15 protein-coding genes and 1 riboswitch are annotated in these 14,140 nt (G+C 50.4%); of the genes, 9 read left to right on the top strand and 6 right to left on the bottom strand.

Features of this window, described 5'->3' with window-relative positions; translation table 11 throughout:
• The first annotated feature begins 173 nt into the window (after positions 1-173).
• Positions 174-1,793 (top strand): bifunctional phosphoribosylaminoimidazolecarboxamide formyltransferase/IMP cyclohydrolase, encoded by a 1,620-nt coding sequence (gene purH / locus BN1044_RS00170; RefSeq protein ID WP_072307048.1) that lies wholly within the window; start codon positions 174-176, stop codon positions 1,791-1,793.
• 68 nt (positions 1,794-1,861) lie between these two features.
• Positions 1,862-3,145 carry a phosphoribosylamine--glycine ligase gene (purD, locus tag BN1044_RS00165; RefSeq protein WP_072307047.1) on the top strand — a complete coding sequence of 428 codons (1,284 nt, stop codon included), beginning with the start codon at positions 1,862-1,864 and terminating at the stop codon, positions 3,143-3,145.
• 43 nt (positions 3,146-3,188) lie between these two features.
• On the opposite strand, the gene BN1044_RS00160 is transcribed toward purD, so the two are convergent.
• From BN1044_RS00160 to nudC, 6 genes are all read right to left on the bottom strand, one after another.
• Positions 3,189-3,872 (bottom strand): DUF1481 domain-containing protein, encoded by a 684-nt coding sequence (locus BN1044_RS00160; protein WP_211095799.1) that lies wholly within the window; start codon positions 3,870-3,872, stop codon positions 3,189-3,191.
• A gap of 48 nt (positions 3,873-3,920) precedes the next feature.
• Entirely contained in the window at positions 3,921-4,193 is a 273-nt protein-coding gene (hupA, locus tag BN1044_RS00155; RefSeq protein ID WP_025802812.1) for a nucleoid-associated protein HU-alpha, read from the bottom strand.
• Positions 4,194-4,382: 189 nt separating this feature from the next.
• Positions 4,383-4,973, bottom strand: coding sequence for a YjaG family protein (locus BN1044_RS00150; protein ID WP_004089424.1), 591 nt, complete (start codon positions 4,971-4,973; stop codon positions 4,383-4,385).
• Between the two features lie 80 nt (positions 4,974-5,053).
• Positions 5,054-5,737, bottom strand: a complete 684-nt coding sequence (gene nfi / locus BN1044_RS00145; RefSeq protein WP_072307045.1) for a deoxyribonuclease V — start codon at positions 5,735-5,737, stop codon at positions 5,054-5,056.
• A gap of 10 nt (positions 5,738-5,747) precedes the next feature.
• Positions 5,748-6,812 (bottom strand): uroporphyrinogen decarboxylase, encoded by a 1,065-nt coding sequence (gene hemE, locus BN1044_RS00140; protein ID WP_072307044.1) that lies wholly within the window; start codon positions 6,810-6,812, stop codon positions 5,748-5,750.
• A 41-nt stretch (positions 6,813-6,853) separates the two neighbouring features.
• On the bottom strand, positions 6,854-7,633 hold the full coding sequence (nudC, locus tag BN1044_RS00135) for an NAD(+) diphosphatase (protein ID WP_072307043.1): 780 nt from the start codon (positions 7,631-7,633) through the stop codon (positions 6,854-6,856).
• 78 nt (positions 7,634-7,711) lie between these two features.
• On the opposite strand from nudC, the gene BN1044_RS00130 reads away from it, so the two are divergent.
• The 7 genes from BN1044_RS00130 (at position 7,712) to thiH (ending at position 13,996) form a co-directional block, all read left to right on the top strand.
• Positions 7,712-8,227 carry an Rsd/AlgQ family anti-sigma factor gene (locus tag BN1044_RS00130; RefSeq protein WP_025802803.1) on the top strand — a complete coding sequence of 172 codons (516 nt, stop codon included), beginning with the start codon at positions 7,712-7,714 and terminating at the stop codon, positions 8,225-8,227.
• Between the two features lie 71 nt (positions 8,228-8,298).
• Positions 8,299-8,420, top strand: a riboswitch (TPP riboswitch).
• Between the two features lie 128 nt (positions 8,421-8,548).
• Complete coding sequence (thiC, locus tag BN1044_RS00125; RefSeq protein WP_072307042.1) at positions 8,549-10,495, top strand: phosphomethylpyrimidine synthase ThiC; 1,947 nt, start codon at positions 8,549-8,551, stop codon at positions 10,493-10,495.
• Entirely contained in the window at positions 10,495-11,139 is a 645-nt protein-coding gene (gene thiE / locus BN1044_RS00120; protein ID WP_072307041.1) for a thiamine phosphate synthase, read from the top strand. Before thiC ends, thiE begins: the two co-directional genes overlap by 1 nt.
• Positions 11,132-11,884: a HesA/MoeB/ThiF family protein gene (locus tag BN1044_RS00115; protein WP_072307040.1), complete on the top strand. Its 753-nt coding sequence runs from the start codon at positions 11,132-11,134 to the stop codon at positions 11,882-11,884. Before thiE ends, BN1044_RS00115 begins: the two co-directional genes overlap by 8 nt.
• Entirely contained in the window at positions 11,881-12,081 is a 201-nt protein-coding gene (gene thiS, locus BN1044_RS00110) for a sulfur carrier protein ThiS (protein ID WP_072307039.1), read from the top strand. The genes BN1044_RS00115 and thiS overlap by 4 nt, the downstream gene beginning before the upstream one ends.
• 1 nt (position 12,082) lies before the next feature.
• On the top strand, positions 12,083-12,862 hold the full coding sequence (locus BN1044_RS00105) for a thiazole synthase (protein WP_072307038.1): 780 nt from the start codon (positions 12,083-12,085) through the stop codon (positions 12,860-12,862).
• A gap of 3 nt (positions 12,863-12,865) precedes the next feature.
• Positions 12,866-13,996: a 2-iminoacetate synthase ThiH gene (gene thiH, locus BN1044_RS00100; protein ID WP_072307037.1), complete on the top strand. Its 1,131-nt coding sequence runs from the start codon at positions 12,866-12,868 to the stop codon at positions 13,994-13,996.
• Positions 13,997-14,140 lie beyond the last annotated feature (144 nt).

Here is a 14,140-nt window from a genome sequence, read left to right as displayed (position 1 = left end):
CGATATTGGTGACAAATTTGACGAGCATCACGCAAACGTTTTCGTTACAATCTGGATGCGTTAAAATCTTTCGACCTCTTCCAACGAAGGGGCGTTATTTGAATAAAACAGGCATGCCGTATTCACATAACGCTCTTTATATTGCGATTCCATAGCCGAGGGATATAACTACCATGCATTCCAGTTCACAAAACACGAGCTCAGCTTCCGCTTACCGTCCGATTCGCCGTGCGCTGCTCAGCGTATCTGATAAAGCCGGTATTGTTGAGTTTGCTCAAGCGCTCAGTTCTCGTGGCGTTGAGCTGCTTTCAACTGGCGGTACTGCCCGCCTGTTAGCGGAAGCAGGTTTACCCGTGACCGAGGTTTCTGATTACACCGGATTCCCCGAAATGATGGATGGCCGAGTTAAGACTTTGCATCCCAAGGTACATGGCGGGATTCTTGGCCGTCGCGGCCAAGACGATGACATTATGGCTCACCACGATATTAAGCCCATCGATATGGTCGTTGTGAACCTTTATCCCTTCGCTCAGACCGTAGCTCGCCCAGATTGCTCTTTAGCCGACGCCGTTGAGAATATCGATATCGGTGGACCAACCATGGTGCGCTCGGCAGCCAAGAATCATAAAGACGTTGCGATTGTAGTTAATAATCGTGACTTCGATGCCATCATTAATGAGATGGATAGCAACGAGGGTTCTTTAACTCACGCGACGCGTTTCGATTTGGCGATTAAGGCATTCGAGCACACTGCTGCCTACGATGGCATGATCGCTAATTACTTTGGAACGATGGTTCCTCCTTATTATGGTAATACTGAAGAACCTTCTGGCCGCTTCCCTCGCACGCTGAATCTTAGCTATATAAAGAAACAAGATATGCGTTACGGAGAAAACAGCCATCAGGATGCGGCCTTCTATATAGAAGAGAATGTCACTGAAGCTTCTGTTGCTACCGCTAATCAGCTTCAAGGCAAAGCGCTCTCTTACAACAACATTGCCGATACCGATGCAGCATTAGAATGTGTGAAAGAGTTTAGTGAGCCCGCTTGTGTGATCGTGAAGCATGCTAACCCATGCGGTGTTGCCGTTGGTGGTTCTATTTTAGATGCCTACGAGCGCGCTTATAAAACCGACCCAACCTCTGCCTTTGGCGGCATCATTGCCTTTAACCGCGAACTCGACGCCGAAACTGCTCAGGCGATTATTAGTCGTCAGTTTGTCGAAGTCATTATTGCCCCACATATCAGCGAACCTGCGCTTGAGCTGCTGGCAGCCAAACAAAACGTGCGCGTCTTAGCCTGTGGTGCGTGGAATGCACGCCAAAATGGATTGGATTTCAAACGCGTTAACGGCGGCTTACTGGTTCAGGACCGCGATTTAGGTATGGTAAAAGAATCCGACCTGCGCATAGTCACCACTCGCCAACCAACCGAACAGGAAATGCGTGATGCGTTGTTCTGCTGGAAAGTAGCCAAATTTGTGAAATCCAACGCCATCGTTTATGCCCGAGACAAAATGACCATCGGCATTGGTGCTGGCCAGATGAGCCGCGTGTACTCTGCCAAAATCGCCGGAATCAAAGCCGCTGACGAAGGATTAGAAGTCGCGGGTTCCGTAATGGCATCAGATGCCTTCTTCCCATTCCGCGACGGTATTGATGCTGCTGCATCCGTCGGCATCACCTGCGTTATTCAGCCAGGGGGTTCTATTCGTGATGATGAAGTCATCGCCGCTGCGAATGAGCACGGGATCGCCATGATCTTCACGGATATGCGTCATTTCCGTCATTAATCATTTTTCTCTTTATTAATCTCTTCTGTTTTTCGTGCGCCTGCGGGCGCACCTTTTGAGGTGAGCGCATGAATATCCTGATTATCGGTAACGGCGGCCGTGAGCACGCACTAGCATGGAAAGCGGCTCAATCGCCGCTGGCAGATAAAGTCTACGTAGCCCCAGGTAATGCGGGGACAGCACTGGAGCCAGCCCTAGAAAACGTCGATATCTCAGCAACCGATATCAACGCTCTTTTGGCATTTGCCCAGAGCCATGATATTGGCCTAACGATAGTTGGCCCTGAAGCACCGCTAGTTATTGGCGTCGTTGATGCGTTCCAAGCTGCGGGGCTGAAGATTTTCGGCCCATCACAGGCAGCAGCCCAGTTAGAAGGATCAAAAGCCTTCACTAAAGATTTCTTGGCCCGCCATCGCATTCCCACAGGCCAGTATCGTAATTTTACCGACGTTGAGCCCGCGATTAGCTATATCCGTAGCCAAGGCGCGCCAATCGTTATCAAGGCAGACGGCCTAGCCGCTGGTAAAGGCGTGATTGTTGCAATGACGCTAGAAGAAGCAGAAGCCGCGGTACACGATATGTTGGCAGGCAACGCATTCGGCGACGCAGGCCATCGCATCGTCGTTGAAGAGTTTCTCGACGGCGAAGAAGCGAGCTTTATCGTCATGGTTGACGGAAAGAACGTGCTACCAATGGCGACCAGCCAAGATCATAAACGAGTCGGCGATGGCGATACGGGGCCAAATACCGGCGGCATGGGTGCATATTCACCGGCACCGGTGGTAACCGATGAGATCCACCAGCGCGTTATGGATGAAGTCATCTGGCCAACGGTACATGGCATGGCGAAAGAGGGTAACCCATACACTGGTTTTCTTTACGCAGGCCTGATGATTTCAGCCCAAGGTGAGCCAAAAGTTATCGAATTTAACTGTCGATTTGGCGACCCTGAAACTCAGCCTATCATGCTACGTATGAAATCAGACTTAGTAGAACTTTGCCTAGCCGGTGCTGAAGGTAAATTAAACGAGAAAGAGTCACTGTGGGATGAACGTGATGCGCTAGGCGTCGTGATCGCTGCAGGAGGATATCCTGGAGATTATCGAACCGGTGATGTCATTCATGGCCTGCCGTCGGTTTCAGCAGAGGGCGAAAAAGTTTTCCATGCTGGCACCCAAATGCAGGGCAACGATGTGGTGACTCATGGCGGGCGCGTATTGTGCGTCACTGCCTTAGGACATGGAATCGAGCAAGCGCAGAAAAATGCATATCAGCTAGCAAAACAGGTCGGCTGGAAAGAGAGTTTCTATCGTCAGGATATTGGCTACCGGGCTATTGGGCGCGGTCGTTAATCACACCAAGACCGAGGATCATTAAGGTGGTTCTCGGTTTTCTTTACAGCGTATCTACCGTCGGTTCCCAACTGCAAAAATCTTCATTGGCTGCCAGCAATAACTGCCGGCCTTCCGGTGCATCAAGCCATGCAATCCCGAGAGGCTGGGACGAGCGTGCGGCGCGACTTTCTATCCAATTCAGCTGCCACGCTTCTAGCTTCAGGGATTGAGTTTCCCCTGCACAGCTAGTGAACTGACCATTCTGCCAACGGCCTTGGATGAGGTTAACTTTGCCGACTCGCAGTGCTTCTGATATCTCAACCATATGGCGGGACTGATACTGGCTACGGGCTATATCGTCAGACGTGAGTAACTGCCGCTGATTGCCAATCTGGCGCTGCATAAAGCTTATTTCGCTCTTCTCATCTAAACGAAGCTCAAGAACATTTTGCTCATTGCCCTGCACGGTTTGCCGTACTAGGTTCAATTTGCCATCCTGATAAGCGTAATAGCTGACTACTGTGCCTTTCCCTTGCAAGGGACTATAGACACTCATAATAGCCGTTGGCTGATGATTAGCGTTGTCTTTGCGCCAAATGCGCATCATGCCTTGATCGGCGATATAACCAGTTGCGGTAAAGCGAGGGGAATCGTTTTGCGTGCTGCAACCAGAGAGCGTCACAGAAAGCCCTGCCGCGATCAGTAATGCCGCCACAGGCTTACAGATGAACAAAAGGGGCGTCAACGCCCCCCTGTTTACTTCTTTCACAAACAGGCTGTGAATCACGCGGTCTTATTTAACTGCGTCTTTCAGAGCTTTACCAGAAACGAACGCTGGTACGTTTGCTGCTGCAATTTTGATTTCCATACCAGTTTGCGGGTTGCGGCCAGTGCGCTCGTTACGATGATTCACTTTAAAAGTACCGAAACCAACCAATTGTACTGCATCACCGTCTTTCAGAGACTCGGTAATCGCTGCCAGAGTAGATTCCAGAGCTGCCTTAGCCTGAGTTTTAGACAGGTCAGCTTTTTCCGCGATTACATCAATCAGTTGAGTCTTGTTCATAAGTTATCCTTACAGTGTGTTTATCGTTTGCAAAGCATCGAGTGCGACGGATATGCCGATTGACAGCACTCTCCTGCATACACGCACCGATAGCCACTTTTTTTACGCCCCCCAAATGTAGAACAACCGGGGTACGAATGTGAAGCCTTAAGGGACGACAAATCAGGTGTTAAATCACGTTTTGCCGTCTTATTGCGCTAAATTTACACCGATATTACTGACACCTGCCTCACGCAGGTCAGATCTTAATCCTTTGATGAGCTCTAAATCGCGCTCCTCGCATTCAACGAGCAGGCGGAAAATCTCCCATTGGATGTCTAACTCATCTTGCATTGCTGGTAATTCTTTCAGCTCTTCATCGGTCATTTCGCGACCGGCCTGAGTCATTTCCAGCATGCCGACGGTACGCAGTGATGTTTCACTGACCGTAATCGCATGTTCTAGCATCTCACCGCTTAAACGGGAGTGCACAGCTTCACCCAACGCAATACAAGCGTCAATCGCAGGGTAAACGCCGTAAATATCATAGTCGTCAGCTGACGGAATTGCCTCTTCCAGTTTTTCTAACTGGTTGTCGAAATTCACTTTAGCGTCTTTTACCGTCAATGTTTCCCAAATCAGATCCAGAATTCGGCGGTAAACCATAGGATCGCCAAATCCGGTTTGCAGGCAAAATGCCTGATAGTTTGGGTACATACGTTCACACAAACTGGCGATGAACGTAAGATGTTGCCAGCTTTCCAGCTTTTCTAGCCGTTTGTGAATCGGGTTACGCAGCATGCTAAGTCTCTTAGAGAAAAGTAAGTCTCTGAAAAATAATTCCGGCGCAGTGTAACTGAAAAATCAAGAGATCCCTATATCTACACGCGATTATCAGAATCTTGGAGTAACCAGCGTTGAAAAGCTGGTCGATTAGAGGCGATGGCATCCGCCCAACGCGTGGGTTCAGGTAAGCGATAGCCACGCATACAGCTTTGAATGAACGCTAAAGCTGTAGGCAAACTGATGCGATGACCCGTTGATATAAACAGCGGGTTACAGCGTGCTTTACTGCGCCAAACCCAACCAATTTGCTCTTGTTTGTCATTAAGCGGCTGCAAGGCCCCTACGGTATCATCTAAAGGGGCAAACTGGCCGCACAAGCGACTTTTAGCAACGCCGATAGTGGGAACATCCGCGAGCAAGCCAAAATGGCTAGCAACACCTAAGCGACGCGGATGCGCAATCCCCTGCCCATCGACCACCACCAGCTGTGGCCGATGTTGCAGCATACCCCACGCTTTGAGCAACGCAGGATATTCACGAAACGAAAGAAAACCGGGGATATAGGGCATTTGGGTTTCGATACGTGCGATCTGGTATTCCACCAGCTCAAGAGAGGGATAACGTAACACCGCGATAGCCGCTCGCGTGACGTCGCCCCCCTGCTCAAAACCCACATCAGCACCGGCGATAAGCGTCGGTTGTTCAAATCCTAGATCGTCGCTACGCACAATCTGACTCGCCTTTTCCACCTGCTCTTCGCGCAGTGCCTGCATATCCATGCTTTAAGTCCTATCGATGATACTTCGCTGAAAGCCGATGAACAGCCTCAACAAACGTTCCTGCATTCTCTGGTGGCACATCTTGATGAATGCCATGGCCAAGATTGAATACGTGGCCAGTCCCTTCCCCGAAACCATCCAGAATAGTCGAGACTTCCTGCTCAATTCGGGCCGCTGGCGCATACAGCATGGAAGGATCCATATTGCCTTGCAGTGCAACTTTGTCACCGACACGGCGACGAGCATCGGCGATGTCCGTGCTCCAATCCAAGCCTAGCGCATCACAGCCGGTTGCAGCCATAGCTTCTAGCCACTGACCACCACCTTTGGTGAATAGCGTCACTGGAACACGGCGACCGTCATTTTCACGGATCAGACCATCAACGATTTTATGCATGTAGTGTAGTGAGAACAGGCGATAGTCACGGCCTGTCAGCACACCACCCCAAGTATCAAAAATCATGACTGACTGAGCGCCAGCGCGGATCTGCGCGTTAAGGTACAAGATTACGCTATCGGCCAGTTTATCCAGCAGCAGATGCAACGTTGCTGGCTCGGCATACATCATCTTTTTAATTTTGGTGAAAGCTTTGCTACTGCCGCCTTCCACCATATAGGTCGCGAGCGTCCACGGACTTCCAGAGAAGCCAATCAGAGGAACCTGTCCATCCAGATTTTTACGGATAGTGCGCACCGCGTTCATCACATACCCTAGTTCATCTTCAGGGTCGGGAACGGGCAGTTTTTCCACATCAGCTTTACAGGTAATCGGCGACGAGAAACGAGGGCCTTCTCCCGTTTCAAAATAGAGCCCAAGCCCCATCGCATCAGGTATGGTCAAGATGTCTGAAAATAGAATTGCCGCATCTAGCGCATAACGGCGCAGCGGTTGAAGTGTGACTTCACAGGCTAACTCAGCATTTTTGCACAAAGACATAAAATCACCGGCCTGAGCACGGGTGGCTTTATATTCTGGCAAATAACGTCCGGCCTGACGCATCATCCATACCGGTGTTATGTCTACAGGCTGGCGCAATAGTGCGCGCAGGTAGCGGTCGTTCTTCAGTTCAGTCATCCTTTGGCTCCCTAAATAATCTCATCGCATTGTAGCATGCGTTATTCGCCTTCTGTCTCTTCTCGACAAAGTGCCACGGTATCTTCGATTAAACGCCGCGCTACAGTACCTGCAGGCGGCAGTTGCGGTAGATTGTCATAGCGATACCAGCCCGCATTCAATAACTCTTTTGGATCGTGTTTAAGTTCTCCGCCAGCGTAATCTGCCATGAAAGCCACCATCAATGAGTGCGGGAACGGCCATGGCTGAGAAGCAACATAACGCAGATTTTTAATTTGAACGTGGCTCTCTTCCATAATTTCACGCGCGGCGGCCTGCTCAAGCGTTTCGCCTACCTCAACAAAACCTGCCAATACGGTATGTATGCCGTTCCAATGACGTTTATGCTGTGCCAAAAGGATTTCATTACCGCGGCGAATAGCCACGATAATGCACGGCGCAATTTGCGGATAATAACGCTGGCGGCAGTTAGGACACATACTTGCCCACTCTGAACGGCTGGAGTACATCTCATGTCCGCAATAGCCGCAAAACGTATGGGAGCGGAAAAACTCGGCCAGTTGGACACCACGGCCAACAAGCTGGAAAAGGCCGCGATCAACGTCAATCAGTTGGCGAACTGACACCATATCTTGCCGACGAGCATCTTCTATTAACCACATGGGATGCCCCTCCCACTCGCCAATTTGGTGCGCCGATTTGGTGCTTAATTGCCATTGCAGGGCAGAACCAAAAGGCAAATCTCCACGGGGCAGCCAGACCTTGCCTTCATGGCTAATCACCCACCAGCCGGTGTCATCATCTTTTAACTGTTGTTCCATATCTTTGACATTAAACCTCTGCTAATCTGGCATTCGATTGTTGCTAATTTGTAACATTTACCTCATGGAGTTGAATATATGCTCAACCGTCTCGAACATCTGACTCAACGCGTAGGTGGTAGTAATGAATTAATCGACCAATGGTTGCAAGCCCGCAAGCAACTACTCGTGGCCTATTGTGCACTGGTTGGTATTAAACCAAATAAAGAAAAGCATACCCCGCTCAATGAAAAAGCGCTGGAGAACTTCTGCCACAATCTGGTTGATTATCTCTCAGCCGGCCATTTCCATGTTTACGATCGTATCGTAGAGCTGGTTGGCGGCGATGATAGTCCGCACATGGCAGTAACAAAAAAAATCTATCCCGCGTTACACGATAATACCAAGCTAATTATGGCGTTCCACGATCGCTTTACCGATGACGAACTGAGCGAAGAAGAGTGTTTAGCTCTCCATGACGCCCTTTCACACATCGGGGAAACGCTAGCCGCCCGTTTTGCCTTAGAAGACAACCTGATCCAAATTGCCTATGACATCTGGCAGGCCAATACGCCCGCTGCGGATAATGATGATTCATTGGCGCGCCCAGCATAACGCCTGAAAGTAGCATAGACATTACAGCTTAGTTAACAGCTTGCAGTTTTGCTCTCCCGCTCCTACACTGGGCACTCTTGTCGGAGTGCCTAGTAAGCGGGATCCTTTCCCACTTCAGGCTGAGACCGTTAATTCGGGATCCGCGGAACCTGATCGGGTTAATACCCGCGAAGGGAACAAGAGTAATCCTTTGCACCCACCAGCATTTTTCTATCGCTGATGGGGTGCCTGCTATCTATTACTCCCTCCGAGCTCCAGACAAGCAATTCTCCAACTTGATTTTTAATCATTGTTAAACCAGAACACTGGTAGGAATTTGCTATGTCTATGAATAAAAAAGAAACCACCCAAGCCCCGCTTTCTCGCCGTGAACAGCGCGCACAGGCTCAGGCTTTTATCGATCATCTTCGCGGTGAAGCCTATCCTAACTCCCAACGCATCTACCTAACCGGCTCGCGTGAGGATATTCGCGTGCCGATGCGCGAGATCCAGCTTAGCCCAACGCTGCTCGGTGGCAGCAAAGATAACCCACAGTATGAGCCCAACGAGCCAATTCCAGTTTACGATACAGCGGGCCCTTACGGCGATCCCAATGCCGATTTAGACGTGCGCAATGGCCTAAAGCCGCTTCGTCACCAATGGATTGCCGAGCGAGCTGATACCGAGCGACTAAATCAGCTGAGCTCCGCCTATACCCAACAACGCTTAGCCGATGACGGACTCGATCATTTACGCTTCGACAATCTGCCGCAGCCACGCCGTGCGAAAACAGGCAAGTGTGTAACGCAGCTTCATTACGCACGTCAGGGGATCGTCACGCCAGAAATGGAATTCATCGCTATCCGTGAAAACATGGGCCGCGAACGTATTCGTGGCGACGTGCTGCGTCAGCAACATCCTGGGCAAAATTTTGGCGCGCTGCTGCCAAAAGATATCACGGCCGAATTTGTCCGCAGTGAAGTTGCCGCCGGACGCGCCATTATCCCTTCTAATATCAATCATCCCGAATCAGAACCCATGATAATTGGCCGTAATTTCTTGGTGAAGGTGAATGCGAATATCGGTAACTCCGCCGTGACCTCTTCGATTGAAGAAGAAGTGGAAAAGCTAGTGTGGTCAACCCGTTGGGGCGCTGATACCGTTATGGACCTGTCCACTGGCCGCTATATTCATGAGACTCGCGAATGGATTTTACGCAACAGCCCAGTGCCAATCGGCACCGTTCCGATCTATCAAGCATTAGAAAAAGTGAACGGAATTGCCGAAAACCTCAACTGGGAAATCTTTCGCGATACGCTGCTAGAACAGGCAGAACAAGGCGTTGACTATTTTACCATTCACGCCGGTGTGCTGTTACGCTACGTTCCAATGACGGCTAAACGCCTTACCGGGATCGTCTCCCGTGGCGGTTCGATTATGGCCAAATGGTGCCTTTCACATCATAAAGAAAACTTCCTCTTCGAGCGCTTCCGTGAAATTTGCCAAATCTGCGCAGCCTATGATGTGGCGCTATCATTGGGCGATGGACTGCGTCCGGGTTCGATTCAAGATGCTAACGACGAAGCTCAATTTGCAGAACTCCATACGCTCGGCGAACTCACCAAAATTGCGTGGGAATATGATGTTCAAGTCATGATCGAAGGTCCAGGGCATGTGCCAATGCAGATGATCCGCCGCAACATGACCGAAGAGCTAGAGCACTGCCACGAAGCGCCTTTTTATACACTGGGGCCACTGACAACGGATATTGCTCCGGGTTATGACCATTTCACTTCAGGGATCGGCGCCGCCATGATTGGCTGGTTCGGTTGTGCCATGCTCTGCTATGTCACCCCCAAAGAGCACTTGGGTTTACCCAACAAAGAAGACGTTAAACAAGGTCTCATCACTTACAAGATCGCAGCGCATGCCGCCGATCTTGCCAAAGGGCATCCGGGCGCTCAGATCCGCGATAATGCCATGTCAAAAGCCCGCTTTGAATTCCGCTGGGAAGACCAGTTCAATCTGGCGTTAGATCCTCATACGGCAAGAGCCTATCACGACGAAACGCTGCCGCAAGAATCAGGCAAAGTGGCACATTTTTGCTCAATGTGTGGGCCAAAATTCTGCTCAATGAAGATCTCTCAGGAAGTGCGTGATTATGCCGCAAAACAAGAAGAATTAGCTCAGCCGGTTGAAGTGGGTATGGCACAGATGTCTGAAGCCTTTCGTGCGAAAGGTAGCGAGATCTATCACACCGCCAGCAATCTACAAACGGAGAAAAGCTAATGACTCAATTATCCTTCCCAACTACCGAACAGCGCCTTGGTCTTTATCCCGTCGTCGATAGCGTTGAATGGATTGAGCGCCTGCTCAAAGCTGGCGTACGCACGATCCAGTTACGAATTAAAGATCAACCTGAACAAGCGGTAGAATCTGATATCGTTGACGCCATTGCCTTAGGCCGACACTATCAGGCACGTTTATTTATTAATGATTATTGGCAACTCGCCATTAAACATCGTGCTTACGGCGTCCACCTAGGCCAAGAAGATCTGGATATCGCCGATCTTCAAGCAATCAGCGACGCGCAGCTTCGTTTAGGACTCTCCACACATGACGATGCCGAAATGGATCGTGCCCTGTCTTATCACCCTTCCTATATCGCATTAGGGCACATATTTCCCACCCAAACCAAAGTGATGCCTTCTGAACCACAGGGGCTTATCGATCTCAAACGGCAGGTTGCCCGTATTCCTGATTATTCCACCGTCGCTATCGGCGGGATCAGCATCGATCGCGTTCCGGCAGTGCTGGAATGTGGCGTGGGCAGCGTTGCCGTAGTCAGCGCCATTACGCAGGCACCGGACTGGCTGGCAGCTACTGATACTTTGCTACAGCTTATTGAGAATCGGAGAGCCAAAGATGCTTAGCGATCACGATTTTATGCGCTATAGCCGCCAGCTGCTGCTCGAAGAAATTGGCTCTCAGGGGCAGGAAAATCTCAGCAAGGCTAGCGTCTTAATTGTTGGATTGGGTGGATTAGGCGCTCCGGCCGCCATGTACTTGGCGGCCGCAGGCGTCGGCAAGATCCTTCTCGCTGACGACGATCGTCTGCATATCAGCAATCTCCAGCGCCAGATCCTATATACCACCCACGATCTAGATCATTCTAAAGCGGAAACAGCAAAGCAACGCTTACAGGATCTGAATCCTCAGGTGGAGTTCATCACCCTATCTGAACGCTTAGCCGGTGATGTTCTTCGGGAGGCTGTGGCACAAGTTGATTTAATCCTCGACTGTAGCGACAACATGCCTACGCGTCAGGCGGTAAATTCCACCTGCGTGTCCCAAAATAAGCCGTTGATCAACGGCAGTGCCGTGGGATTTGGCGGACAACTCATGGTCATTGAACCGCCGTTTGCACAGGGCTGTTATCGATGCCTATGGCCAGACGACGTGGAGCCTCAGCGCAATTGCCGTAATGCCGGCGTACTTGGCCCAGTTGTTGGCGTGATCGGTACACTCCAAGCACTAGAAGCCATCAAGATGCTCGCCGGTATGCCTTCTGCTTTAGCGGGAAAACTGCGGCTTTTCGATGGGCGTCAGCAAAGCTGGCGTACGTTTGGCCTGAAACGCGCTCCTGCCTGCCCAGTATGCGGAGCACATAGCGTATGAAGATCACCGTCAACGATGAAAAAATAGCGCTCGATACTCCCACCAGCATCGAGGATTTACTGATACAACTAGGCCGACACCAGCAAGGTACCGCGCTGGCGCTTAATCAAACGATTCTCCCCCGCGAGCACTGGGCAACACAGCAGCTTGCCGAAGGAGATGACGTTGTGGTGTTCCAAGCTATTGCTGGAGGTTGAGATGTTACAGATTGCAGATAAAACATTTTCTTCACGCCTTTTCACCGGAACCGGAAAGTTTTCTTCGGCGGAAAAAATGCTCGCAGCGCTGAATGAGTCTGGCTCTCAGCTCATTACGATGGCTATGAAACGCGTTGATCTTAAAAGTGGCAACGACGCCATTCTTGCTCCGCTTCGCAAGCTTAATGCCAACCTGCTGCCCAATACTTCTGGAGCCAAAACTGCCGAAGAGGCCGTATTTGCGGCTAAGCTGGCTCGCGAGGCGCTAGGGACTCACTGGGTGAAACTTGAAATTCATCCCGACGTTCGCTATTTGCTACCAGACCCAATAGAAACCCTCAAAGCAGCAGAAATATTAGTGAAGGCAGGTTTTGTCGTTCTACCGTATTGCGGTGCCGATCCTGTTTTGTGCAAGCGTTTAGAGGAAGTCGGCTGTGCCGCCGTCATGCCACTTGGTGCACCTATTGGTTCTAATCAAGGAATTATTACCCGAGAATTTCTGCAAATCATCATTGAGCAAACGAAGATCCCAGTGATTGTCGATGCTGGGATTGGCGCCCCCAGCCATGCCAGCGCAGCGATGGAACTGGGCGCAGACGCCGTTTTGGTTAACACCGCTATCGCTGTTGCTCGTGATCCCGTGGCGATGGCAAAAGCTTTTAGGCTCGCCGTTGAGGCTGGCAGGATTGCTTACCAAAGCGGTTTGGGTTCTCCAAGCCATCATGCCAACGCCACCAGCCCACTGACCGGGTTTTTGCATTCATCGAAACTGGAGGTTTAGATTGTGGAAACCTTCACACAACGCTGGCAACAGCTGAACTGGGATGATATCGGGCTAAGAATCAACGGCAAAACGAATACCGATGTTGAACGTGCATTAATGGCCGTACGGCCCGATCGTGAAGATATGTTAGCTCTGCTATCACCGGCGGCAGCTCGCTATCTCGAACCGATGGCGCACAAAGCACAGCAGCTTACACGCCAACGCTTCGGCAACACGGTAGGGTTTTATGTTCCCCTTTATCTCTCAAATCTGTGCGCTAACGATTGCACCTATTGCGGCTTCTCGATGAGCAACCGCCTTAAGCGCAAAACGCTGAATGAAGCAGAGATAGAACGTGAATGTGAAGCCATTCGCGCTATGGGATTTGACAGTCTTTTGCTAGTCACCGGCGAGCATCAGGCAAAAGTCGGGATGGATTATTTCCGCCAACATTTACCTAAAATCCGGCGTCATTTCAGTTCGCTAATGATGGAAGTTCAGCCATTGGCACAGGAAGAATATGCAGAGCTCAAAACGCTAGGGTTAGACGGCGTGATGGTCTATCAAGAAACCTATCATCCCTCGGTCTACGCTCAACATCACTTAAAAGGAAATAAGCAGGATTTCTTTTGGCGACTTGAAACTCCCGATCGTTTAGGCAAAGCGGGGATCGACAAGATCGGGATAGGTGCACTCATTGGGCTATCGGATAATTGGCGAACCGACTGTTTTATGGTCGCGGAGCATTTAACGTGGCTCCAACAAACCTATTGGCAGAGCCGATACTCTATTTCGTTTCCGCGTTTACGCCCGTGTACCGGCGGCATTGAACCGGCATCAATTATGGATGAAGCTCAGCTGGTGCAAACCATCTGCGCATTTCGTATTTTTGCCCCCGAGATTGAGCTATCCCTTTCTACGCGTGAATCTCCTGAATTCAGGGATAACGTCGTGCCACTCGCCATCAATAACGTCAGCGCATTTTCAAAAACCCAGCCTGGAGGCTATGCAGATAATCATCCAGAACTCGAGCAGTTCACACCTCACGACGGACGAACCCCTACGCAGGTTGCAGCATCGTTGGTTTCATCAGGGCTACAGCCGGTGTGGAAAGACTGGGATGGATATTTGGGAAGAGCACCGCAGGTTTAATGGCAACGCTGCAACAAAAGGTGTTTATCAATAGCGTGCATTCCAGTTCAAAAACTATCGGGTAGAAATAGAAATTAGGCAGCATAAAGTACATCCACTGATGCAGCTTAAGCATTAGTCAGAGCTGATTCATCCCTCTAAGCT

This window comes from Hafnia alvei (genome assembly GCF_900095695.1).
Classification (GTDB): Bacteria; Pseudomonadota; Gammaproteobacteria; order Enterobacterales; family Enterobacteriaceae; genus Hafnia; species Hafnia alvei_B.
This window is presented reverse-complemented; position numbering and strand designations above follow the sequence as displayed.

Coding starts and splice junctions, on each gene's coding strand:
- purH (WP_072307048.1), top strand. CDS start 174: ATGCATTCCAGTTCACAAAACACGAGCTCAGCTTCCGCTTACCGTCCG.
- purD (WP_072307047.1), top strand. CDS start 1,862: ATGAATATCCTGATTATCGGTAACGGCGGCCGTGAGCACGCACTAGCA.
- hupA (WP_025802812.1), bottom strand. CDS start 4,193: ATGAACAAGACTCAACTGATTGATGTAATCGCGGAAAAAGCTGACCTG.
- BN1044_RS00150 (WP_004089424.1), bottom strand. CDS start 4,973: ATGCTGCGTAACCCGATTCACAAACGGCTAGAAAAGCTGGAAAGCTGG.
- nfi (WP_072307045.1), bottom strand. CDS start 5,737: ATGGATATGCAGGCACTGCGCGAAGAGCAGGTGGAAAAGGCGAGTCAG.
- hemE (WP_072307044.1), bottom strand. CDS start 6,812: ATGACTGAACTGAAGAACGACCGCTACCTGCGCGCACTATTGCGCCAG.
- nudC (WP_072307043.1), bottom strand. CDS start 7,633: ATGGAACAACAGTTAAAAGATGATGACACCGGCTGGTGGGTGATTAGC.
- BN1044_RS00130 (WP_025802803.1), top strand. CDS start 7,712: ATGCTCAACCGTCTCGAACATCTGACTCAACGCGTAGGTGGTAGTAAT.
- thiC (WP_072307042.1), top strand. CDS start 8,549: ATGTCTATGAATAAAAAAGAAACCACCCAAGCCCCGCTTTCTCGCCGT.
- thiE (WP_072307041.1), top strand. CDS start 10,495: ATGACTCAATTATCCTTCCCAACTACCGAACAGCGCCTTGGTCTTTAT.
- BN1044_RS00115 (WP_072307040.1), top strand. CDS start 11,132: ATGCTTAGCGATCACGATTTTATGCGCTATAGCCGCCAGCTGCTGCTC.
- thiS (WP_072307039.1), top strand. CDS start 11,881: ATGAAGATCACCGTCAACGATGAAAAAATAGCGCTCGATACTCCCACC.
- BN1044_RS00105 (WP_072307038.1), top strand. CDS start 12,083: ATGTTACAGATTGCAGATAAAACATTTTCTTCACGCCTTTTCACCGGA.